This is a genomic window from Rhodococcus sp. BP-160, from assembly GCF_019836205.1.
Lineage (GTDB): Bacteria > Actinomycetota > Actinomycetes > Mycobacteriales > Mycobacteriaceae > Rhodococcoides.
Genome location: NZ_JABUEK010000001.1, coordinates 372,752 through 395,656 on the forward strand (window position 1 = coordinate 372,752; position 22,905 = coordinate 395,656).

Here is a 22,905-nt window from a genome sequence, read left to right on the forward strand (position 1 = left end):
GATGCCAGTTCACCACGCGTGTGGTCAGCCCCAGTTGGCGGCATCCGTCAGGCAGAACGGATGGCCGGCCGGATCGAGGAGAACGCGCCACGTCTCGCCCGGCTGCGGCTCGGCGAGCGTCGCCCCCAGCTCGATCGCACGGGCCTCGGCCACCGAGATGTCCTCGACCGCGATGTCGAAGTGGAACTGCTTGCTCCCGTCGGGGTCCGGCCATGCGGGTGGCCGATAGCCGTCCACGCGGCCGAAGCCCAGCGCCGGGCCCCCGTTCGCGGGAGCGAGCATGGCGTAGTTCTCGCCGTCACCCATCGTCTGGGTCAGACCGAGGAACGCCGCCCAGAACTCGGCCACCGGAGGAACCTCGGCACAGTCCAGGGTCGTCATCGCCAGTCGCGTCGTCGTCATGACCTCAGCCTCCCTCACGATCGACACCGTGACTTGAACAAACGCGCCACCCCGAGCGGTACGGTTCGCTCCGTGACGGAGGATCCGTTGACCCGAGCAGGCCGACGCGCGCAGTCGGCGATCCTGCACCCCGCGCGCGCGGAGGGTCAGATCACCGTCGGCCGCTCCCGCCCTCCCGACGGCCTCGCGACCCTCGTCGACTACTTCTGGTGGGTGGAGTGGCACTGCCCCGAACCGCACGTGCAGGAGGTCGTCCCGCGCCCGGTGGTCCATCTGACGGCGGAATCTCGGGACGGCGCTCCGCGGCTGCTGGTGCACGGCGTGATGCGACGTCGCTTCCAGCGCACCCTCGTCGGCGACGGGCGCACGGTCGCCGCAGCGTTCCGTCCCGCAGGTTTCCGCCCCGTTCTCGGCCGGCCCGTGAGCTCGATGACCGATCGGATCGGCACCGTCGCGGACGTGCTGGGCACCGACGATCGCCGACTCGCCGGTCTCCTCCTCGACCCGGACGCGGACGTCACCACGTGTGTGGACCGACTGTCCTCGTGGCTGATCGAGCGGACCGCGACGGCCGACCCCGTGGCCGCCGACATCGCGGACCTCGTGGAGCTGGCCGAGACGGACACGACCGTCATCCGGGCGCAGCAGCTCGCGGATCGTGCCGGAGTGAGCCTGCGGACGCTGCAGAGACAGTTCGCCGACCACGTCGGCGTCGGGCCCAAGTGGGTGGTGCAGCGGTGCCGACTCCTGGACGTGGCGGGTGCCGCGCACACCGACGGCACGGTGGACTGGGCGGCGCTCGCCGCCGACCTCGGATACGCGGATCAGAGCCATCTGGTCCGGGCGTTCACCGCCCTGGTGGGTAGTCCCCCCGCGCGCTACCGGGCGGACACCTGACTCACTCGTCCCGTGTGTGCGCCTCCCGCGCCTCGTCGACGAGGCGGTGGATACGGCGTGCGACCTCGTCCAGCTGATCGACGATGTCGCGCCGAAGTTGGTCCACCGCATCCTGATCCAGCGGCACCGCGGGCGCACGATCGGGGTCACCGATCTCGATGAGCAACTCGATGTTGGTGCGCAAGGCGGTGAGCGGCGCCAGCAGCTCGGTACCCGCGTCGACGATGAGGTGGTTTTGTGCGAGCCGCGAGCGTTGCAGGGCCGCCAGCATGTCGTTGAACCGATCGGCGAGATGCGCCAGCTCGTCGTCACCCACCACGGCCACCGGACTGAGGTCGCCGGTCTCGGTGATCCGCCGCGTGGCGCGGGTGAGTCGGCCGACCGGGCGCAGGCCCGTCCGCGCCACCAGATACCCCGACAGCCCTGCCAGCACCACCAGTGCGCCGCCCACCGTGACGAAGATGAGGAGCAGTCCACTCATCACCCCGTCGAGCGACCGGTAGGACTCTCCGACCAGCACCGTCGACCCGCTCGGCGCCTTCTCGATGGCCACCGCGTAGCCGTTCAGGTCGGTGACGACGCGGTCCGACTCCCCCGCGACCACCGACGCGACCACCGGTTCCAGCACGCCGTCGGGAGAGGCGAACGGAGTGAAACTTCCGGACGCGGAGTACACGTCACCGTCCTCGCTGACGATGCCCACCTGCAGATAGCGTCCCGCGCGAGGTCCGGCAGCGAAACCGAAGGCCGCGGGCGAGAGTCCGGAGGAGTCACTGGCGATCAACTTGTCGGCGTCCCGGCCCACCCGATCGGCGAGCTGCGCACGCAGAGCGTCCTCGGTGACCATGTAGATCACGAAGGAGCAGATCGCGACGGCCAGCGCCGCCACGCTCACCGTGAGAAGTCGGATGCGACTCCGCAGCGACAGCGTCGCCGCGCGGGGCCGGGTGACGGTCATGACACGACGGTAACCGGCGGATCGTTCGGCGGCTGTGCGGTCCTATCGACCGCGTGCGAACCGGCCCCGCACGGCTCGGCCCCAGATCGGGAGGAAGCCGACCGTCATGTAGGCCAACGGTCCCACCGTCCCGCCCCACTTGACGATGCTGAGCGCACTCGACACTGTCGCGGTCGTGTCGGTGATGCGGCGGGTGTCGCGGTGGAGGTAGAGGTTGACGACGTTCTCGGTGATGTCCGCGGTGGCCGCGACGGCCGGGGCGGCGACGAGCACCGCGCGCAACGACCGCGACATGGGAACCAGCTCGGCGAGCCGCACGGCGCCCAGCCGCAGCGCCGCCGCGTAGAGCACCGGGTGGTGGAAGTTGGCGTGGTATCCGTTGGTCAGCTCCCGCGCGGCGCGTGGACTCATCCCGTCGACGACCGACCGGTAGCGCGCACCCGACGGACACACCTGCAGTTGCGCGTAGGCGGCCCCGCCCTGACCGGTGACCCTGATGAGGCTGAGCTCGGACACGGCGTACATCAGGGCCCGAGCAGCGAGTTCGCCGTCGGTCCGGGTCACGGTGAACTGCTGGGTGGGTGCCGTCATGCGCCGACGGTAACGACTGTGGTCGCCAGGGACGGCGAGGACGTCGTCGGTTCTGGACGCCTCACAGGGCGCGGGGAGTTTCCTGGTGCTCGGCGAGGAACGGGCCGACCGCGGCGTCGAACTCGGCGAACCGATCCCGATGCACACTGTGGCCGCTGTCCACGGCGACGACCCGGCTGCGCGGCACCAGCGCCGTCATCGCCTCGAGGCGCGCGCGGTCGACCATGCCGGTGGGACCACCCACGACCAACAGCACATCACTCTCCATGTGCGCCAGCGCCTCCCACCACAGCGGATCGGGGGCGCGGAACTGGGTGAGCGCGGACGAGGTCATCGACCGATCGAAGGCCAGCACGGCGCGGGGGTGTCGGATCACGCTGGTCGTGGCGTGCAACAGTTCGCGCGCGGACGGGAACTTCGTCGTGATCGACGGGGTCTCGTCACCAGGACGGATGGGGAGTGGAGCCTCCTCGACCACGAGCTTGCGCACCGTCGTCGGACGGCGTTGGGCGACGAGCGTCGCGGCGTGGCCTCCCAGGGAGTGGCCGACGAGGTCGACGCGAGTCAGCGAGAGATGATCCAGGAGCGCCTCGAGGTCGTCGCCGAACTCACCGAACAGGTAACTCCGTGCGCGTCCGCTGCGGCCGTGCCCGCGGAGGTCGGGGACGACGACACGGCGGCCCCGCCGAACCAGCGTGCGCGCGAACGCGTCCCAGGTGTGGCCGTCGCCGCCCATGCCGTGCACCAGCACGACGGGCGACCCCAGCACGTCGTCACCACCGGAATCTCGATAGTGCAGCCGCACGCCCTCGGCGTCCACCACACCGTCCGTCATGATCATCGAGCCATCCTCCCAGAGCCGCCGACCCTCACTCGTGGAGCATGGGCACCGATGTCTGCTCCTCTCGCCCGAGCAGCACACCGCGCGTGAGCGCGGAGGTGCCGAACCGGCGCTGCACTCCGTCGAGCGCCTCGTCCAGGGCCGTCCGGTCGATGGTCGGATGCTCGTCCTCCGGCGTCTCGAACGGCAGCTCGAGCTGCATCGCGGCGCCGTCCTCGAGATTCGACACCGCCACGCCGACAAGGGTGAGGCCCTGCATCGTGATGGTCGACATCGATGCGCCCAGCAGCGATCGGGCCGCGGTGAGCACGACGTGGGTGTCGGCCGTCGCACGGCTCAGCGTCGTGGATCGCGTCGCTCGCGTGAAGTCGTCGAAACGCAGGCGCAGCGTGATCGTGCGACCTGCCCGGTGACCCTTCCGCATGCGGTGAGTGACACGGTCGACCAGTCCGACGAGGGCTGCGTCGATGTCCGCCGGGGTCTTGTGACGACGCCCCAGAGCATGTTGGGCACCCACCGACCGCCGGCTCGTGCCGGTGCTCACCCGGCGCGCGTCGACACCGTTCGACAGGGCGTGCAGGTGCCGATCCGCGGCCGATCCGAGGACGGCGGCCAGCGCGCCCTCGCGGTGCGCGGCGAGGTCACCGATGGTGCGGATGCCCTGCGCGTGCAGCTTGTCGGCGGTGATCCTGCCGACGCCCCACATGCGCTCCACCGGAAGCGGATGCAGGAACTCGAGCTCATGGTCCGGCGGAACCTCCAGCAGGCCGTCGGGCTTGGCGACGGCACTGGCGATCTTGGCGAGGAACTTGGTGCGCGCCACCCCGACGGTGATGGGGAGACCGACATCCTCCGCCACCGTGCGACGCAGGTCCCGAGCGATGTCCGACGGCGATCCGGACAGCCGCGCCAACCCGGTGACGTCGAGAAAGGCCTCGTCGATGGAGATGCCCTCGACCAGCGGGGTGACGTTCTCGAACACCTCGAAGACGTCCTTGCTCGCCTGCGAGTAGGCGGCCATCCGGGGCGGCACCACCACCGCCTGCGGGCACAGAGCGCGCGCCTGCCGGCCACCCATGGCCGTCTTCACGCCGAAGGCCTTGGCCTCGTAGCTCGCCGCCAGAACCACACCACCGCCGACGATGACGGGTCGCCCGCGCAGCGACGGGTCGTCCCGCTGCTCCACCGAGGAGTAGAAGGAGTCGAGGTCCGCATGCAGGATCGTGGCCTCGCCCGTGCGTTCCCGTGCGCGTTCCGCCGTCATTCGTAGATCCCTTCCACGAACCATCGTCCACCGTCGTGCAGGACCAGCAGGGCACGGGTGTCCTCCAGCAGCACCTGCGCCCGTGCCACCTGGCGGGCCGTGGAGGTGGCGCCGAGATCCCACCACCGCTCGTCCGCCGCCCACGGTCCCGCCCAGCCGTGCAGCACCCAGCTCCGCGATCCCCAGTCGACCCGGCCGGGCACGCGATCGAACATGCCGCGCTCGGTGACCTGCACCGCCACTCCCGACTCGTCGGTCACGGCGATCTCCGGACGCGTCGGCATCAGCGCCGAGGGCGACGGGGACGGCAACCGGCCGGGCCACGGAGCGGAGGGATCAGCATCGGGCACCGGCTCGTCGCCCCACGGCAGCATCGTCACGCGCTCACCCGGCCCCCGACCACCGCTGAGCACACCCACCTGGACGGCGTCGCCGCCCAGCAGACCCTGCACCCGCACCAGGGCGCGGCGGGCCCGCTCGTCCTCGTCGCCGACTCCGCCCCACAGTCCCAGCTGCAGCGCACCCGCCGACACCACCTCCACGGGCTCGAGACGCAGCAGGACGATGCCGGCGGTCGGCTTGTTCTCACTGCGGCCGGTGAGCCAGCCGTCGAGCTGCCATCGCACGCGATCCGCGGTGCCCTCGGGAGTGAGCGGTTCCGCGCATCGCCACGTGCGGGAGAGGTGTTCACCGTTGGCCGTGGTGGCCTGCACCAGCAACCGGGTGCAGGCCACGGCCGCGGCCGACAGCGTCACGTGCAGTCTCTCGGCCAGGGCGCGACCCGCGAACGCCGCCGCGTCGACGCGATCGATCGGAGGGTCGCAGCGGTACTCGACCTCGAGATCGGGAGGAAGCACGCGCGCCGAGGGCGGCCGCTCCAGCTCACCTCGCGCGCTGCGGTGCGCGAGGACCGCGTCGGTGCCGAAGCGGGAGGCCACGTCCACCGGTGACAGTGCCCCGAAGTCCCCCACCGTGCGCAGACCCAGCCGCACCAGCAGATCCACCAGGTCCACCCGCTCCGGCGCCGCGAGAGACGGTTCCGCCGACAGCTCGGCCACCGGGAGCGGAGCCAGGAACTGCGCGCCGCTCCCCCGCGGCACGATCGCGCCGTGCCGAGCCGCGACGACGGCCGTCGACACCTCGTCGGCGATCCCCACCTGGCACTCGACACCGACCGCCGCGACGGTGTCCACCAGTCGCTCCGCCGCGGCCTCCTCCGAACCGAAGTACCGCGCCGCACCGCGCGCCGACAGCAGCAACAGGCCGGGCCGCAGCACCTCGATACCGGGCACCACCTCGTCCACCGCCGAGGCGACCGGCTCGAACAGTCGCGCGTCACGATCCGGATCCGCCCGCGCCACATACAGTTCCGGACAGCGGGCCTGAGACTCACGGCGTCGGCCGCCGCGACGGACCCCCTCGGCGCGTGCCGTCGCGGAGCAGGCGACGACACGATTGGCGGAGACCACCGCCACCGGCGACGAGGCCGGGATCTCCGCCGCGGCGGCAGCGGCCACGGCCGGCCAGTCGGGGCACCACAGAGCCAGCACCCGGCTCCGACGGTCGGTGCTCACGACGGCAGCGCTTCCAGCACCGGATCCTGATGCGACACGGCGGAGTCGGCCGATCCCCACTCGACCCCGTCGCCCGTGGACGTCAGGGTCAACCGGCCGGTCCGCGGCCGGACGGCACGGCCCTGCACCTCGACGCCCAGATGCACGGCGCGCACCCGGCCGTGACCCGTACGGGCCCCCGAGCCGAGCCCGCCGTACCCGCGGATGCGGGCGTCCAACCGGAGCTCGGCGCCGTCCCAGCGTCCGTCGGTGACGATCAGCGTGGCGCCCTTGTTGCGCGCCCGAGCGACCACCGCCCGCGCTCGCGACGGCGGCACCGACATGCCACCCAGCCCTAGCACCACCAGATCGATGCCGTCGAGCAGCACGGCGGCGACCTCCACCGGGTCCGGCCCGGGATCCGGGACCAGCGCCACCCGCTGCAGATGCGCCCCCATCTCCGACGCCGCCAACAGTCCCAGCCGCGGCAGACCGATGACGGCGGCGTGCCGTCCCGATCCGGTGACCGACGCCAGGATCCCGAGGAGCAACGATCCGGCGCCGGACACCGAGACCACCGTGCCGCGGGCCAACCCACCCTCGGGGAGCAGCGCCGACAACGCCTCCGGGACCGGGAGAACCGGGCGGACCCGGGCCGGCGCGGGATCCGGGGCAGGCGCGGTGGCCGTGAGGGTGACCGGTGCGGCAGGAGCGGGGGCATCGGCCACACGCGCAGGTGAGGACCGGATACGACGCCGCAGGAACTCGATCCGCTCGGTGCGGGACAGCCCTTCGAGGCCTTCGAGATCAACGGAAACAGGCATACTCACTCCCCGGTCGGGACGGTCGAGACTGCGTTGGAGACCCGGGGGAAGACCGAGAATTCGAACATACTTTCGAACGCTCACACCAGTAAAGCCGCTGCCCGTTCGAACGTCAAGACGCCCGGAAACGTCCTGGTGACAGCCCTGCCCGGCACTCGATCGGCTCGTCCGATAACCTCGAACACCGTGACTGATCACCAGCAGCCCAGCGGAGCGGTGGCCGGCTCGGGGCGCACGCGACCGGTCATCGGACCCGACTACCTCCTCGCCGGTCGCTACCGACTCGACTCCAAGCTCGGCGGCGGCGGAATGGGCGCGGTGTGGCTCGCGAGCGACACGTTGCTCAGCCGCAAGGTGGCCGTCAAACAGGCCACCTCGACCGTGGACCTCACCCCCGAGGCCGCCCGCGAGATCCGCGAACGCGCCATGCGCGAGGGGCGGATGGCGGCCCAGCTGAACAACCCGCACGCCATCGCCATGCACGACGTCGCACTCGACAGCGGCGAGCCCTGGCTCATCATGGAGTACCTCCCCGCCCGCAGCCTCGCGATGGCCCTCAACATCGCCGAGTCGCTGCCCCCGGACGAGGTCATCCAGATCGGTGCCCAGATCGCCGACGCCCTCACCGCCGCCCACGCCGCCGGCATCGTGCACCGCGACATCAAGCCGGGCAACATCCTGGTCGCCGATCGCGGCAGCGCGCTGGGCATGGTCAAGATCAGCGACTTCGGCATCTCGCGCGCCAAGACGGACACGCACGAGGAGAACAGCGCCGTCATCACCGGCACCCCCGCGTACTTCGCACCCGAGGTGGCGCGCGGCGCGGACCCCACCGAGGCCAGCGACGTCTTCTCGCTCGGCGCCACGCTGTACACCGCGACCGAGGGACAACCACCCTTCGGCATCGACGCCGACTCCATCGCCCTGCTGCACCGCGTCGCCGGGGGGCGCATCATCCCACCGCGCAAGAGCGGACCGATGACGGCCACGTTGCTGCACATGCTCGAACCCGACCCCGCGCGCCGCCCCACCATGGCCGAGGTCCGCACCCGCTTCGTCACCCTCGCCGTGGGCAAGAACGGCAACGCCGGATCGGTGATCAACCACCCGCTGCGAGCGGCCGACGGTCAGGTCCCGTTCTGGGCGCTGCGCGGCTCCCGAGTCCCGGGCACCTCCCGGCGAGGCGAACGCATCCACGGCCGCACCATGACGGGGCTCCCGGCAGCGGACACCGCCACCCCTCTGGATCGGGTTCCGCGTCCGACGGCGGCGTCCACCACGCCGGCACCCGGACCGGCTCCGCGCCCGACGTACTCGCCGCCCGCGTTCGAGACGAAGGAACCCAAGTCCTTCACCGCCCCCGCCGGTCTACCGCTCTACCTCGCGATCGGTGGCGCGGTGCTGCTCCTGCTCATCGTCCTGCTCCTGGTGCTCTGACCCGCTCCCGACCCCGGCGAGAGATCGAGGTGGGTCAGGGGACGTCGACGGTCGCGACGAGCCCCCGGTGATCCGATCCCACGATGTCGACCGGCTCGAGCGAGCGCACCTGCGCGTCCCGCACCACGACGTGGTCGATCCCGACCACCGGTGGGTACCACGTGTCCATCGGGTAGGTCGGGATCAGCCCTGCACCGACAGCGTCCGCGGCGTCCACGTATCCACCGGTGAGCAGATCGCGGAACCGCTTGTGCGCGTGCGTGGAATTGAAGTCACCGCCGACGATCACCGCTCCCGGCGACGCCTGCGCCAACTCGTCACCGAGCATGTCGAGCTCCGACGCCCACACCGGGGTGGGTGTCGGCCAGGGCGGCACCGGATGCACCGCGTAGACCCGGAGCGGCTGCGCCGCACCGACATCGAGATCTGCCGTCACGCTCGCGAGCAGGTAACCGGGCAGTTCCCGGCCGTTCGACAGCGGGAACCGGCTGTAGATCGCGGCGCCCGCGCCGCCCTGATACGGCGCCACGAACCGGTAGGGCAACGCGGCGGAGAGCCCGGCCGAGTCGAACGCCCCCACCGACTCCTCGGTGAGCTCCTGCACGGTCAGGACGTCGATGCGGCGCTCCCGCACCGACGCCACCAGTGCCTGTGGATCCGCCTCTCCCAGTTTGACGTTCGCCTGCATCACGCGCAGCGGCTCACCGGGGGCGGCATCGGCGACTCCCGCGGCGCCCGGTACGTACAACGGCACCACGACCACTGCGGCCGACCCCAGGAGAACGGCCGACGCCGCGGCGATCCACCACCGCCGCGCGAGCAGGCACACCAGGACTCCGACGACGGTCACGCACAACAGGATCGGCGCCGCGGAAGCGGGACCCACGACCACCATGCTGCGGGTCTCGAGCATCGACGAGACGACGGCCACCAGACCCGCGGCGAGCCCACCGAGGCCGACGACGACGGCCGCGACCGCACGGGCCCTCATTCGATGCGCCGTCGGTGTGCCCAGCGGGTGAGGGCGTTCCTGTTGGACTGCTGCGTCTTCCGCAACACGTTCGAGGCATGGGTCTCGACGGTCTTGATCGAGATGAAGAGCGTCTCGGCGATCTCGCGGTAGGTGTAGCCACGGGCGAGCAGACGCAGCACCTCCATCTCGCGCGGCGTCAGGGAGTCGAGCTCCGGATCGAGCGGCGGTTCCGGTGCCGCGGAGCGACCGGTGAACGAGTCGAGGACGAACCCCGCCAACCGCGGTCCGAACACGGCGTCACCGCCCGCGACGCGGCGCACCGCGTCGGCGAGATCGGACCCCGAGATGGTCTTGGTGACGTAACCCCGAGCACCGGCGCGGATCACGGCGATGACGTCCTCGGCGGCGTCGGACACGCTGAGCGCCAGGCACACCGGGCCTTCCGCGATGGACTGTAGAACGGCGACCCCACCGCCGTCGGGCATGTGCACGTCGAGCAGGACGACGTCGGGACGGATCTCGTCGATACCGTGGACCGCGTCCGCGACGCCCCCGGCCTCACCGACCACCTCGATGTCGGTCTCGCGCCCCAGTTCCGCGCGCACCCCCGACCGGAACACTCCGTGATCGTCGACCAGGAAGACTCGCAGGGTCACGCGGACCGTTCCTCTCTCGCGGTGTCGGGCACGGAGTCCGCGTGCCCGGCGGTACCCGTGCCGCGCACCCGCGGCACACAGATGTGGATCTCGGAACCCTGCCCGGGTGCGGACCGCACCCGCACAGAGCCGCCGCGGCGTTCGATGCGTGCCCGCACACTGCGCGCCAGGCCCTGGCGATCCTGCGGCACGCTGTACGGATCGAATCCGCACCCGCGGTCGCGGACGAAGACCTCGACGGTGTCGCAGCCCGCCTCGGCGTACAGGTCGACGGAGGTCACCCCGGAGTGCTTGGCGGCGTTGACGAGTGCCTCGCGCGTGGCTCCGAGCAGAGCGGTGGCGACCTCACGGTTCAACCCCGAACTCTCGACCGGCTCGTCCAGGGCCACGTCGCCCACGGTCACGGGATCCACGGTCACACCGTAGTGGTCCTCGACCTCACCGGCGATGGTGGCCAACGCGCGGACGAGAGACGCGTGGTCGTCCCGGTCTCCCCCGAACAGCCACTTGCGCAGCTCTCGTTCCTGGCTGCGCGCGAGGCGCATCACCTCGGCGGAGTCGGTGGACTGCTTCTGGATCAGGGCGAGGGTCTGCAGCACTGAGTCGTGCAGGTGCGACGCGATCTCCTCGCGTTCGTCGTTCCGGATGCGTGCCGCGCGCTCGTCACCGAGCGCGCGCCACAACCGCATCCAGAGCGGGACGGTGAGCAGTACCGCCCCGACCAGCGTCACGACGACGGCGAGCAGGGACGACTGCAGCGCCCGCACGTCCACGCGGGCGACGAGCACGACACAGAGCCCGATGATCACGAGCGTGACCCCGGCGACGATGCGCGCCCACCCGAGTACCGACGTGCGTGCGTGCCGAGGCCGGGTGTCCGCCGTCCGGGTCCCGGCCGCGTCGAACTCCCGCCACACCAGCGCGGCGCCGAGCGCGACGACGACGACAGGGGCGATGATCGTGGACGAGCTGCCCGTCAGCCCGGACCCCAGCGCGACGGCGCCGCCGATCCCGAGGGCGATCAGCCCATACGCGCGACGCTTCTCCGAGCGGTCCGGCCTGCGGACGTCGGTACCCGCGGAGGTGAAGATCCACAGCAGTCCGTAGGCGACAGCACCGGCGCCGGCCGCGGCGCACAGCACCGCGAAGACGACCCGCACCCGGAAGACGTCGACGTCCAGGTGATCGGCGACACCGCCGGCGACACCGCCGACGACACGTCCGGCCGCACGGCGGCGGAGCGCCGGCGTCGGCAACGGCGGACGGCCGGGAGGCTCCCGCGTGTGCGGAGGCTGTGCGGGCAGGGTGGACACGCCTCGATACTGGCACGGCTCACGGCTCCGCGGTATCGGGGTTCTCCCCCATCTCGGTCGAGTCGAGCGACGCGCGGACACCGGCGAAATCAGGGTTCGCCCCGATGTGCCGGGGCGCCCCGGCAGCCCAGGATGTATCCATGACCCACGCCACCGCGTCCGCCCAGCTGTCCGAGATCTGGCGAACCCGACCCGTGCGCCTGCCCGATCAGGGCCCCGGCGCCGGTGTCGCGGCCGGAATCGGCCACCGCTACCGAGTCGACCCCGTTCTCGTCCGTGTCGCGTTCGTCGTCTCCACCCTCTTCGGCGGATCCGGCCTGGTCCTGTATCTCGCTGCGTGGCTGGTGCTTCCGCGCCGCGGCGACGTCGTGTCGCCGGCGGAGTCGTTGCTCGGCCGCGGCCGCACGTCGGAGTCCCACACGACGGCCGTGGTGCTGTCCGTCGCTCTCGTCATCTCGGTCCTCACGGTCGGACCACTCGGAATGGGATCGGGGCTGGTGTCCACGATCGCCATGCTGGGGGCCCTGTACCTGCTGTTCCGTCGGACTCCGAACGCGCCGACACCGGCCGAGCTCGCCGGCGCTCCCCTGTCTGCGCACGAGCCGGCCGCGCAGCAGTGGAACGCCTACTCGACGCTTCCCGACCAATACGTCCCGGAACCGGCCGCCGCACACCCCGCGCCCGTCTCGTTCTCGAACGACACCCCGGACACACAGTCCGCTCCGCCGCCGCCGAGCTGGGATCCGCTGGGGGTCGCTCCGTTCGCCTGGGACCTCCCCGAACCTGGTCGCCCCGTTCTCCCGATCCCCGCACCGACACGGAAGTCGCACCTGACGTCCACGGTGATCGGCCTCGCCATCATCGCGTCCGCCGTGACCATCGGCATCGGCGCCGCCACGGGCGCCGCCGTCGTGACCGCTCCCCGTGTCGGCGCGGTGGCGCTGACCGTCGTCGGCATCGGACTGATCATCGGCGCCTTCCTACGGCGCGGCTACGGGTTGCTCGTTCTGGCGGCTCCGCTCGCCGGGTTCGTCCTCGTGTCGTCCCTGGTCGACGTGCAGGACCTGCGCGGTGTCGAGTCACCGAACATGGGCAACGTGACGATCGCGCCCACGTCGATGGCTGCGCTGGCGCCCTCGTACGAGTCCGGTGTGGGGAACTTCGTCCTCGACCTGCGCGGGCTCGACCTCACCGAGGACCGCACCGTGACCGTGGAGAAGGCCGTCGGCAACACCGAGATCCTGCTGTCACCGACCATGAACGTCGTCACCGACTGCAGTAGCGCCGTCGGCAACGCGAACTGCATCGGCGCCGGCGGGGTCGACGGCGGATCCGACGGGACGGCAGGACCGACCCTGACCATCGAGGCCAGCACTGCGCTGGGAAATCTGGAGGTGCACCGTGACCGATGAGACCGGACACGACACGAGCGGTACCGATCGCCGCGGACCCTCACCGGTCCTGCTGATCGCCGGTGTGGCGGCACTGCTGCTGGCGATCCCGACGCTCGTCGGCGCGGACCCCACCGCGATCGTCGCCGGCGCCGCGTCGGGCTGGACCCTGGTGATCGCCGCGATCGTCGTCGGCGTGGTCCTCGTCCTGGCACCCGTCAGGCGCCGGAAGTCCCGCTCGCAGTAGAGCTCTCGCCGTTCGACCGCAGGCGGTCCGCCGCCGGGCTCACTCCCATTCGATGGTGCCCGGCGGCTTGCTCGTCACGTCGAGCACCACCCGGTTCACCTCGCGCACCTCGTTGGTGACCCGAGTGGAGATCCGTTCGAGCACGTCGTACGGCAGCCGGGTCCAGTCCGCGGTCATCGCGTCCTCGCTCGACACCGGACGCAGGACGATGGGATGACCGTAGGTCCGGCCGTCGCCCTGCACACCCACACTGCGGACGTCGGCGAGCAGCACCACGGGACACTGCCAGATCTGGGAGTCCAGACCCGCCATCGTCAGCTCCTCGCGGGCGATGGCGTCGGCATGGCGCAGCGTCGCCAGGCGATCGGGCGTCACGGATCCGATGATGCGGATGGCCAGACCCGGGCCGGGGAACGGTTGCCGCGCCACGATCTCCTCGGGCAGGCCGAGCTCCCGGCCGACGGCGCGGACCTCGTCCTTGAACAGCAGCCGGAGCGGCTCCACGAGCGAGAACTGCAGATCCTCGGGCAGACCGCCGACGTTGTGATGGCTCTTGATGTTGGCGGTACCGCTCCCGCCGCCGGACTCGACCACGTCCGGGTAGAGCGTGCCCTGGACGAGGAAGTCGATCGACTCCCCGTGCGCCGCACTGTCACCCAGTTCCGCGCTCACCGCACCCTCGAACGATCGGATGAACTCGCGGCCGATGATCTTGCGCTTGGTCTCCGGATCCGAGACGCCGTCGAGCTCGCGCAGGAAGGTGTCCACGGCGTCCACCGTCACCAATCGGGCGCCGGTGGCGGCGACGAAGTCCTGCTGGACCTGCTCGCGCTCTCCCGCTCGCAGCAGTCCGTGATCGACGAACACACACGTCAGGCGGTCACCGATCGCGCGCTGCACCAACGCCGCGGCGACCGCGGAGTCGACACCGCCGGAGAGACCGCAGATGGCCCGGCCGTCGCCCACCTGCTCGCGCACCTGCTCGACCAGCGCGTCCGCGATGTTCGCCGCCGTCCACGTCGGCGCGATGCCGGCGATGTCGTGCAGGAACCGGGACAGCACCTGCTGACCGTGCGGGGAGTGCAGGACCTCCGGGTGATACTGCACCCCGGCGAGGCGTCGTGCCCGGTTCTCGAAGCCGGCGACGGGGGCGCCGGCACTGGTCGCCACGACCTCGAAGCCCTCGGGAGCTTCGGTGACGGCGTCGCCGTGACTCATCCACACGGGCTGCGTCGACGGCAGCCCGTCGTGCAGCGTCCCGCCGGAGACGTCGATGTCGGTGCGCCCGTACTCGCGGGTGCCCGTGTGGGTGACGGTGCCTCCCAGCGCGCCCGCCATTGCCTGGAACCCGTAGCAGATACCGAAGACCGGGACGTCCAGGTCGAACAGCGCCGGATCGAGCTGCGGCGCACCTTCGGCGTAGACGCTCGACGGACCACCGGACAGCACGATCGCCGCGGGCTTCTTCGCCGCGATCTCGTCGACCGTCATCGTGTGTGACACGACCTCGGAGAACACCCGTGCCTCACGGACGCGCCGCGCGATCAACTGGGCGTACTGCGCGCCGAAGTCGACGACGAGCACCGGATTCGCGTTCTCGAGGGGCGGGACGGGATCCTGCTGCGGGGAATCGGTCACGCGCACAGTCTAGAGAGCGCGTCCGCCCTCATGCCGCGCCGGTGCTGCCCGCGTGGCTGGCGACCCGCGTCGAGGACGGCGGCGTACTCGTCGGCGTCCGGATCTCGACGATGGGCAGCACGAGCGCCGCCGGTGCGTGCGCGGGAACCACCGGGCTGCGGGGTGCGATGGGTTCGATGCGCTCGTACGGCAGACCCTGCGCGGGCCGAAGGTCCTTCTCCCCCTTGTTCGGCCACAGCGACGCGGCCCGCTCGGCCTGCGCGCTGATGGTCAACGAGGGATTGACGCCCAGGTTGGCGGACACCGACGAGCCGTCGACGATGCTCAGCGTCGGGTAGTTGTGCACGCGGTGGTACGGGTCGATGACGCCGTTCTCGACGTCCTCGGAGATGACGCAGCCGCCGAGGAAGTGGGCGGTGAGCGGGATGTTGAAGACTTCTCCCCACGTCCCGCCGGCGATCCCGTCGATCTTCTTCGCGATGCGCCGGGTGGCCTCGTTGCCCATCGGGATCCACGTGGGGTTCGGCTCGCCGTGTCCCTGCCGGCTGCTGACGTGACGACGCCCGAACGGACCACGCTTGGTGAAGGTGGTGATGGAGTTGTCGAGGTTCTGCATCACCAGCGCGATGATGGTGCGCTCGCTCCAGTGCCGCGTGTTCATCATGCGCAGGAACCGGACGGGGTTCTTGACCACCTCGGCGAGGAACTTGAGCCACCGCGGGGTGCGGCCGCCGCCGTCCGTCATGAGCGTCTGCAGCAGGCCCATCGCGTTGGAGCCCTTGCCGTAGCGGCACGGTTCGATGTGCGTGTCCGCACTGGGGTGGAACGACGACGTGATTGCGACACCGCGGGTGAGGTCGATCGACGGGTCGTAGGTCAGCTTGCCCGCGCCGACGATGGACTCCGAGTTGGTGCGCGTCAGGCGCCCGACCGTGGGCGAGAGGTTCGGCAGCGAACCCGTGTCGCGGAACTTGTGCATGAGCTGCTGGGTGCCCCACGTGCCGGCGGCGAGGACGACGTGCCCCGCGGTGTAGGTGGCACGGCCCTTGCGCAGGCGCGCGCCGGTCCGCTCGGTTGACACGACCCACGAACCGTCCGGTCGCGGCGTCAGGTCGGTGACGGTGGTCATCGGCACGATGTCCGCGCCGGCCTTCTCCGCGAGGCCGAGGTAGTTCTTGAGCAGCGTGTTCTTGGCGTTGTGGCGGCAGCCCGTCATGCACTCGCCGCACTCGATGCAGCCGGTGCGGTCCGGGCCCATGCCGCCGAAGTACGGATCGGGCACCGTCTTGCCGGGCTCGTCGCCGAAGAACACGCCGACGGGCGTCTGGATGAAGGTGTGGCCGACGCCCATGTCGTCCGCGACGGACTTCATGACGTGGTCCGCCGGGGTCATGTGCGGGTTCTGCACGACACCGAGCATCTTCTGCGCCTGCTCGTAGAACGGCGTCAGCTCGGAGTGCCAGTCGGTGATGTGCGACCACTGCTGGTCCTGGAAGAACGTCCGCGGCGGCTGGTAGAGCGTGTTGGCGTAGTTCAGCGACCCGCCGCCGACACCGGCGCCGGCCAGGATGAGGCAGTCACGCAGCAGGTGGACGCGCTGGATGCCGAAACAGCCCAGCTTCGGCGCCCAGAGGAACTTCTTCAGGTCCCAGCTGGTCGCCGCGAAGTCGTCGTCCTCGAACCGACGCCCGGCCTCGAGAACGCCGACCGAGTACCCCTTCTCGACGAGCCGCAGCGCCGTGACACTGCCACCGAAGCCGGACCCCACGACGAGGACGTCGTAGTGCGGGGTGGTGCTCGTCGTGGTTGCGTCGCTCATCGAGACCTCCTGATAGACCCGGACGTGATCGGCACCACGATACCGTACGTGTGAATCCGGGTGACAGGAACTGGTCGCGACTATCCGCGGATGTTGAGGCCCACCTTCTGGAACTCCTTGAGATCGGAGTAGCCCGACTTGGCCATCGACCGTCGCAGGCCGCCGACCAGGTCCAGCGAACCGAACGGGTCCGTCGACGGACCGGACAGGACGCGGTCCAGCGACGGACGGTCCTCGCCGAACGACACGGGCAGGAACGCACCGCGCGGCATCGACGGGTGCGCCGCTGCCGACGGCCAGTACCAGCCGCGGCCGGGAGCCTCGTCGGCCAGGGCGAGCGGTGCGCCGAGCACGGCGGCGTCCGCACCGCAGGCGATGGCCTTCGCGAGATGACCCGATGTCGAGATCCCGCCGTCGGCGAGCACGTGCACGTACCGGCCGCCGGTCTCGTCCAGGTAGTCACGACGGGCGGCGGCGGCGTCGGCGATCGCGGTGGCCATCGGGACACCGATACCGAGGACCTCGCCCGTGGTCGTGGCACCCTCGGTGGATCCGTAGCCGACGATGACACCCGCGGCGCCGGTCCGCATCAGGTGCAGGGCGGTGCGGTGGTCGCTCACGCCGCCGGCCACGACGGGAACGTCGAGCTCGGCGATGAACGTCTTCATGTTGAGCGGTTCCTCGCTCGGGTGCCCCACGTGCTCCGCGGAGATGATCGTGCCCTGCACGACCAACAGGTCGATGCCCGCGGCCACCAGTGCCGGAGTCAGCGACCGTGCGTTCTGGGGACTGACCCGCACGGCGACCGTGACACCGGCCTCCCGCACCTGCGCGACGGCGGCGGCCAGCAGATCCGGCTGCAGGGGTGCGGCGTGAAGCTTCTGCAGCATCTTCACCGGCGCGTCCGCGTCGACGTCCGATTCCGCGAGCTCGACGAGCTGATCGATCACCGACTCCACGTCGGCGTGGCGGCTCCACAGGCCCTCACCGTTGATGACGCCGAGGCCACCGCGCTTGCCCAGCTCGATCGCGAACGACGGAGACACCAACGCGTCGGTCGGGTGCGCGACGATCGGGATGTCGAAGCGGTAGGCGTCCAGTTGCCATGCCGTCGACACCTCCTTCGACGACCGGGTACGCCGGGACGGGACGATGTCCACGTCCTCGAGCTCGTACGTCCGTCGAGCCGTGCGGCCCATGCCAATTTCCACCAGGTCGCGCACGCGCGTCCTCTCTCGTAAGCCTCCCGGACCTCGTGGGTCGGGAGGCGCTCGACTCCGGCCGGAATCGAGTCAGCGGGCAGTGTAGTTCGGTGCCTCGACGGTCATCGTGATGTCGTGCGGGTGGCTCTCCTTGAGTCCGGCAGAGGTGATCTGCACGAACTGCGCCTCCTGCAGCTCCTCCACCGAGTTCGACCCCGTGTAGCCCATCGCGGCCCGCAGTCCGCCCGTGAGCTGATGGATGACCTGGGACAGCGGGCCTCGGAACGGCACGCGCCCCTCGATGCCCTCGGGCACCAGCTTGTCCTCGGCCAGCACGTCGTCCTGGAAGTAGCGGTCCTTGGAGAAGGACTTCGTCGCGCCGCGTCCCTGCATGGCGCCCAGCGAACCCATGCCGCGGTAGCTCTTGAACTGCTTGCCGCCCACCAGGATCAGCTCACCGGGCGACTCGGCGGTGCCCGCGAGCAAGGATCCGAGCATCGCGGTGGAGGCGCCGGCGGCGAGAGCTTTGGCGATGTCACCCGAGAACTGCAGTCCGCCGTCGGCGATGACGGGCACACCGGCGGCCTTGCACACCGCGACCGCCTCGAGGATGGCCGTGATCTGCGGGGCACCGACGCCGGCGACGACGCGGGTGGTGCAGATGGAACCGGGACCCACGCCCACCTTCACGGCGTCCGCACCCGCCTCGACCAGGGCGCGCGCTCCCGAGCGGGTGGCAATGTTGCCGCCGACGACCTGGACACGCTCGCCCACCTCGGCCTTGATCTTGCTGACCATCTCGAGGACCTGGGAGTTGTGACCGTGCGCCGTGTCGACGACGAGCACGTCGCACCCTGCCTCCGCGAGAAGCATCGCGCGGGACCAGGAGTCGTCGCCGACGCCGACGGCGGCACCGACCAGCAGGCGACCGTCGCGGTCCTTGGTGGCGTAGGGATGCTGCTCGGTCTTGACGAAGTCCTTGACGGTGATCAGACCGGTGAGCCGGCCGTGTCCGTCGACGATGGGCAGCTTCTCGATCTTGTGACGACGCAGCAGGCCCAGCGCGGCGTCGGCCGTGACACCCTCGCGCGCGGTGACCAGCGGAGCCTTGGTCATGACCTCCGCGACGGTGCGGTTCTGGTCGACCTCGAACCGCATGTCGCGGTTGGTGATGATGCCGACCAGTTCGCCGCGCTCGTCGGTGACGGGCAGGCCGGAGATGCGGAACTTGGCGCACAGCGCGTCGACCTCGGCGAGCGTGTCCGACGGCGAGCACGTCACCGGATCCGTGACCATGCCGGCCTCGGACCGCTTGACCACCTCGACCTGCGCCGCCTGATCGGCCGCGGACAGGTTGCGATGCAGGACGCCCATACCGCCGGCGCGGGCCATGGCGATGGCCATGCGTGCCTCGGTGACGGTGTCCATGGCGCTGGACACCAGGGGGACGCGCAGCCGGATCTCGCGGGTGAGCTGGCTGGACGTGTCCACCTTGCTCGGAATGAGATCCGATGCGGCGGGTATGAGGAGAACGTCGTCGAAGGTGAGGCCCAGCATGGCAACCTTGTTCGGGTCGTCGCCACCGGTGCGGACACGGGTCGCCTCGACGCGGGCGGTCGAGTCCTCTGCGGCGGTCACGGGCCTGTCGGGGGTACTCATACGGATCGGGCCCTCCTGAGCTGCGGTCGATCGATGTGCGAGCCGGGGACTTCCCTCGTCCGCTCGCGGTACATCGTATCGGTCCCCCGCCCGGCGCAGGTCACCCCGTGCGCCGGAGGCCGCCGGACCCCCGCGGAGCCGTGTAGCGCTGGCGCAGACCGGCACTTGCTGCGTACCGTGGACGTGTGCGCGATCAACTGCCTCCAGGTCTGCCGCCGGATCCCTTCGCCGGCGATCCAGCCGACCCCTCGGCCGCCCTCGACGCCATCGAGCCCGGACAGCCCCTCGATCCCCAGGAACGCCTGGCGGTCGAGGAGGATCTCGCGGATCTCGCCGTTTACGAGGCACTGCTCGCCCACCGCGGCGTGCGAGGCCTCGTCGTGTGCTGCGAGGACTGCCAGCAGGACCACTACCACGACTGGGACATGCTGCGCGCGAACCTGCTGCAGCTTCTCGTCGACGGCACGGTGCGTCCCCACGAGCCCGCGTACGACCCGATTCCCGACGCGTACGTCACGTGGGACTACTGCCGCGGATACGCGGACGCGTCCATGAACGACGCGCTCCAGGGCGACGGGTACGACTCCTAGGGCGTCGGCGCGCGACACCACTTCACGACGAAGGCCCGCAGACAGTGTCTGCGGGCCTTCGTCGTGCACGTGGTCGGTGACTCGAGGTCAGTTGGGCACCACGGACGTGTCCGGGGTGACCGCCGCCGTCGTCGACGGCACGGGCATCGGTGCCCGCAGGATCTCCGGCGGGACGGTGACCGTGGTGGTGGGCGCCTGCGGGAAGAACGGCAGGTCCGTCGGCAGCGGGAACGGCAGCTGGATGTCGGTCGGCAGCTGCGGGATCTCCGTCGGGAGCGGGACCTGCGGGAGCTGCAGGCTCGGATCGACGGGTATCTCCGGGATGATGTCCTGCGGCACGGTCGGCACCGTGGTGACCGGCGTGGTCGGCAACGCCGGCGGCGGAACGGCGGCCGGCGCTGTCAGCTTCGCCAACTCGTCCGACAGGCGCGTCCACCACATCTGCAGCTGGGCACGCTCGTCCTCGTCGCGGATGCTCTCCGTGCGCTGTGCGGCCTCGGCCAGACGAGTCTTGGCCGTCTCCGCGTCACCACGAGCGAGCAGATCCTCGACCTCCTGCAGCGCCGACGTGGTGTCGACCTGCGCGACCGTCGAATCGGCCTGCTGGGTGAAGACGACCTCCTTCACCTTCCACAGGGGATCGCCCGGCATCGCGCTGTACGAGAACGCCGTGACACCACCCGCGAGGAACGCGACGGCGGCCGCGGCACCGGCGACGGGGCGCAGGAAACGCATCCGGCTCCGCGTGCGCTGACGGTGCAGCGCGTCCTCGGCCAGCGCGAGATCTATCGCCGCGGCGACCTGATCGAGATCGGGACTCTCGGGGAGCGGGTCGGCGAGGATGTCGGAACGCCATTCGGCCAGCAGACTGGCCAGGCGATACTCGTCGGAGTCGACGGTCGCGACGGGACCGTCGCTCGCGATCGCATCGATGAGCGCGTCGTCACGGCGCACGGCCATGATGTCGACGGGGCCGGACGACTCGAAGTCGTCGACGGCTCGGGGATCGACGCCACCTGCGCCGGAGGCGTCGGGGCGGCCGGTGGCTCCGTGTCCGGAGGCGCCGAGCCGAGAATCTCCAGCGCTGCCGCGCCACGAGTCCCTAGCCATACTTGTCACCTGCTCCCACTACTTCGTTCTTCAGCTTCGCTATTGCCCGGTGCTGCGCCACACGAACGGCGCCTGCGGTACTACCCACGGCGGCGGCCGTCTCCTCTGCCGACAACCCGACCACCAACCGGAGCACCAGGATCTCGCGGTGCTTCTCCGACAGCGTCGACAGCAGTTCGTTCATGCGGCGTCCTGCCTCCGAATCCAGCGCCCGTTGCTCGGGGCCGTCCTCGATGGACATGACATCCGGTACATCGGCCATCGGTTCGGATTTGTTACGCGACGAGCTGCGATGGGCGTCCGCGACCTTGTGCGATGCGATCCCGTACACGAACGCCATGAAGGGGCGGCCCTGGTCCTCGTAGCGCGGCAGCGCTGTCATGACCGCGAGGCACACCTCCTGGGCGACGTCGTCAGCAGACAGCTGACCCCTCTCACCTGCACCGACGCGCGCCCGGCAGTACCGGACCACGATCGGCCTGATGGTTTCGAGGACGACGGAGAGAGCCCTTCGGTCGCCGCGAGCAGCCGCGGCGACGGCCGAGTCCAGCCCCTCACCCGTGGCAATCATCGTCAGAGTGTTTCCCACCTCACATCGGGCCCGCTCCGGAATCGAGCGCGCTTCCTCCCGGTCCCCGACGGCCCGGTGCGGAACCTCTCAAGGATAGTCGCCGCCCGACGCGGCTCGACCGAACCGTACGGTTCGGTCACGAGAATTGCCCACCGCGTGACCGGATCGCAACCTCGAACCCTCGTCGGACAGCGCCGGCGTCGCGGTCACCGCACGCTTCGGACAGGCAGGCGGAGGCCCACGCGAGCGGGAGCAGGTCGGCGGCGACGGCGTCGTCGCGCACCGCGCGCGCTGCCGTCGCGGCGCCCGCGTGATCACCCCCCACCAGCAGGGCCGCGGCGTGCACCACACGGGACTTGACGAGGTGCCGCGGCGACCGGAACTCCCGTGCCGCCCGAACGGATGCCTCCGCCGCGTCGAGGGCGCGCCGCGCGTCACCCGACGCCATCGCCACCTCCGCCCGGACCCACTTCACGCGGAGTGACACTCGCTGGTGGCCCGGCCGGGTGGCGAGCACCGACTCCGCCCGGGCGAGGAGGACGTCGGCCCGCGCGAGGCGGCGGGGACCGATGGCATCGGCGGCGAGACCGACGAGGGCGTCCACGGCGGCGTCGACGTCGATCGCCCGGCGCGGACCTGTCCCACGGGAGAAGCCGCTGTCGACGAGCGCCGCGCCGTCACGCACCGCGGCGTCGGTGTGGCGGCCGAGTTGGCGCAGCAGCGACCCCTCGAGGCTCGCGCTCAGGGACCGCACGGCCGGATCGGCGTCGCGCCGCAGCGACCGGGCCCGGGTGAGCGAGGCGGCGTACCACCCGCGGGCCCCGGCGTCGACGGCCTCCGACAACCGTGTCAGGGAGTCCGGACCGGGCACGGGAGGACACGAGGACTGCACGGGAAACAGAATAGTCTTCGGGCGTTATCCAGGAATTTACACACGAAATGTCACGACATTTCCGGGCACAGTGTGTC

22 protein-coding genes are annotated in these 22,905 nt (G+C 70.7%); 5 read left to right on the top strand and 17 right to left on the bottom strand.

What is annotated here, in order from left to right; genetic code table 11:
- Positions 1-24 precede the first annotated feature (24 nt).
- Positions 25-402: a VOC family protein gene (locus tag HQ306_RS01650; protein WP_222627295.1), complete on the bottom strand. Its 378-nt coding sequence runs from the start codon at positions 400-402 to the stop codon at positions 25-27.
- Between the two features lie 72 nt (positions 403-474).
- Here HQ306_RS01650 and HQ306_RS22495 point away from each other — a divergent pair, with 72 nt between their 5' ends.
- A complete protein-coding gene (locus tag HQ306_RS22495; RefSeq protein WP_222627297.1) occupies positions 475-1,299 on the top strand; it encodes a helix-turn-helix domain-containing protein in 825 nt (274 codons plus the stop codon).
- Between the two features lies 1 nt (position 1,300).
- Here the strand turns inward: HQ306_RS22495 and HQ306_RS01660 are convergent, their stop codons facing one another.
- The 6 genes from HQ306_RS01660 to HQ306_RS01685 all read right to left on the bottom strand — a co-directional run bounded on the left by HQ306_RS01660 (position 1,301) and on the right by HQ306_RS01685 (position 7,330).
- Positions 1,301-2,257, bottom strand: a complete 957-nt coding sequence (locus HQ306_RS01660; RefSeq protein ID WP_222627299.1) for a sensor histidine kinase — start codon at positions 2,255-2,257, stop codon at positions 1,301-1,303.
- A gap of 42 nt (positions 2,258-2,299) precedes the next feature.
- Positions 2,300-2,848, bottom strand: a complete 549-nt coding sequence (locus HQ306_RS01665; RefSeq protein WP_222627301.1) for a hypothetical protein — start codon at positions 2,846-2,848, stop codon at positions 2,300-2,302.
- 61 nt (positions 2,849-2,909) lie between these two features.
- A complete protein-coding gene (locus HQ306_RS01670) occupies positions 2,910-3,689 on the bottom strand; it encodes an alpha/beta fold hydrolase (protein ID WP_027503776.1) in 780 nt (259 codons plus the stop codon).
- A 28-nt stretch (positions 3,690-3,717) separates the two neighbouring features.
- Positions 3,718-4,953 carry a DNA polymerase IV gene (gene dinB / locus HQ306_RS01675; RefSeq protein ID WP_222627303.1) on the bottom strand — a complete coding sequence of 412 codons (1,236 nt, stop codon included), beginning with the start codon at positions 4,951-4,953 and terminating at the stop codon, positions 3,718-3,720.
- Positions 4,950-6,527 (bottom strand): DNA polymerase Y family protein, encoded by a 1,578-nt coding sequence (locus HQ306_RS01680; protein WP_222627305.1) that lies wholly within the window; start codon positions 6,525-6,527, stop codon positions 4,950-4,952. Before HQ306_RS01680 ends, dinB begins: the two co-directional genes overlap by 4 nt.
- Positions 6,524-7,330 (bottom strand): hypothetical protein, encoded by an 807-nt coding sequence (locus HQ306_RS01685; RefSeq protein ID WP_056442476.1) that lies wholly within the window; start codon positions 7,328-7,330, stop codon positions 6,524-6,526. Before HQ306_RS01685 ends, HQ306_RS01680 begins: the two co-directional genes overlap by 4 nt.
- 186 nt (positions 7,331-7,516) lie before the next feature.
- On the opposite strand from HQ306_RS01685, the gene HQ306_RS01690 reads away from it, so the two are divergent.
- The gene (locus tag HQ306_RS01690; protein ID WP_308115391.1) at positions 7,517-8,767 is read left to right on the top strand and encodes a serine/threonine-protein kinase; all 1,251 of its coding nucleotides are present in this window, start codon (positions 7,517-7,519) and stop codon (positions 8,765-8,767) included.
- A 34-nt stretch (positions 8,768-8,801) separates the two neighbouring features.
- On the opposite strand, the gene HQ306_RS01695 is transcribed toward HQ306_RS01690, so the two are convergent.
- Genes HQ306_RS01695 through HQ306_RS01705 form a run of 3 tightly spaced genes read right to left on the bottom strand, consistent with a single transcriptional unit; the run spans position 8,802 to position 11,700 of the window.
- Positions 8,802-9,758 (bottom strand): endonuclease/exonuclease/phosphatase family protein, encoded by a 957-nt coding sequence (locus HQ306_RS01695; protein ID WP_222627307.1) that lies wholly within the window; start codon positions 9,756-9,758, stop codon positions 8,802-8,804.
- The gene (locus HQ306_RS01700) at positions 9,755-10,390 is read right to left on the bottom strand and encodes a response regulator transcription factor (protein WP_222628611.1); all 636 of its coding nucleotides are present in this window, start codon (positions 10,388-10,390) and stop codon (positions 9,755-9,757) included. Before HQ306_RS01700 ends, HQ306_RS01695 begins: the two co-directional genes overlap by 4 nt.
- 2 nt (positions 10,391-10,392) lie before the next feature.
- Positions 10,393-11,700, bottom strand: coding sequence for a sensor histidine kinase (locus tag HQ306_RS01705; RefSeq protein ID WP_374197716.1), 1,308 nt, complete (start codon positions 11,698-11,700; stop codon positions 10,393-10,395).
- A 149-nt stretch (positions 11,701-11,849) separates the two neighbouring features.
- On the opposite strand from HQ306_RS01705, the gene HQ306_RS01710 reads away from it, so the two are divergent.
- Together HQ306_RS01710 and HQ306_RS01715 are read left to right on the top strand one after the other, a co-directional pair.
- Positions 11,850-13,121, top strand: coding sequence for a PspC domain-containing protein (locus tag HQ306_RS01710; protein ID WP_222627309.1), 1,272 nt, complete (start codon positions 11,850-11,852; stop codon positions 13,119-13,121).
- Positions 13,111-13,347, top strand: coding sequence for a hypothetical protein (locus tag HQ306_RS01715; RefSeq protein WP_056442488.1), 237 nt, complete (start codon positions 13,111-13,113; stop codon positions 13,345-13,347). Before HQ306_RS01710 ends, HQ306_RS01715 begins: the two co-directional genes overlap by 11 nt.
- A 39-nt stretch (positions 13,348-13,386) precedes the next feature.
- On the opposite strand, the gene guaA is transcribed toward HQ306_RS01715, so the two are convergent.
- The 4 genes from guaA to guaB form a co-directional block, all read right to left on the bottom strand.
- Positions 13,387-14,985: a glutamine-hydrolyzing GMP synthase gene (guaA, locus tag HQ306_RS01720; protein WP_056442621.1), complete on the bottom strand. Its 1,599-nt coding sequence runs from the start codon at positions 14,983-14,985 to the stop codon at positions 13,387-13,389.
- Between the two features lie 28 nt (positions 14,986-15,013).
- Positions 15,014-16,804: an FAD-dependent oxidoreductase gene (locus HQ306_RS01725; protein ID WP_222627311.1), complete on the bottom strand. Its 1,791-nt coding sequence runs from the start codon at positions 16,802-16,804 to the stop codon at positions 15,014-15,016.
- 80 nt (positions 16,805-16,884) lie between these two features.
- On the bottom strand, positions 16,885-18,027 hold the full coding sequence (locus HQ306_RS01730) for a GuaB3 family IMP dehydrogenase-related protein (protein WP_027503786.1): 1,143 nt from the start codon (positions 18,025-18,027) through the stop codon (positions 16,885-16,887).
- Positions 18,028-18,096: 69 nt separating this feature from the next.
- Positions 18,097-19,563, bottom strand: coding sequence for an IMP dehydrogenase (guaB, locus tag HQ306_RS01735; protein ID WP_027503787.1), 1,467 nt, complete (start codon positions 19,561-19,563; stop codon positions 18,097-18,099).
- 287 nt (positions 19,564-19,850) lie between these two features.
- Here guaB and HQ306_RS01740 point away from each other — a divergent pair, with 287 nt between their 5' ends.
- Positions 19,851-20,255: a DUF5319 domain-containing protein gene (locus tag HQ306_RS01740; RefSeq protein ID WP_027503788.1), complete on the top strand. Its 405-nt coding sequence runs from the start codon at positions 19,851-19,853 to the stop codon at positions 20,253-20,255.
- Positions 20,256-20,342: 87 nt separating this feature from the next.
- On the opposite strand, the gene HQ306_RS01745 is transcribed toward HQ306_RS01740, so the two are convergent.
- The 3 genes from HQ306_RS01745 to HQ306_RS01755 form a co-directional block, all read right to left on the bottom strand.
- Positions 20,343-21,365, bottom strand: a complete 1,023-nt coding sequence (locus HQ306_RS01745; RefSeq protein WP_222627312.1) for an anti-sigma-D factor RsdA — start codon at positions 21,363-21,365, stop codon at positions 20,343-20,345.
- Positions 21,358-21,936 carry a sigma-70 family RNA polymerase sigma factor gene (locus HQ306_RS01750; RefSeq protein ID WP_027503789.1) on the bottom strand — a complete coding sequence of 193 codons (579 nt, stop codon included), beginning with the start codon at positions 21,934-21,936 and terminating at the stop codon, positions 21,358-21,360. The genes HQ306_RS01745 and HQ306_RS01750 overlap by 8 nt, the downstream gene beginning before the upstream one ends.
- Positions 21,937-22,072: 136 nt before the next feature.
- Entirely contained in the window at positions 22,073-22,828 is a 756-nt protein-coding gene (locus HQ306_RS01755; protein WP_222627314.1) for a hypothetical protein, read from the bottom strand.
- Positions 22,829-22,905: the final 77 nt, after the last annotated feature.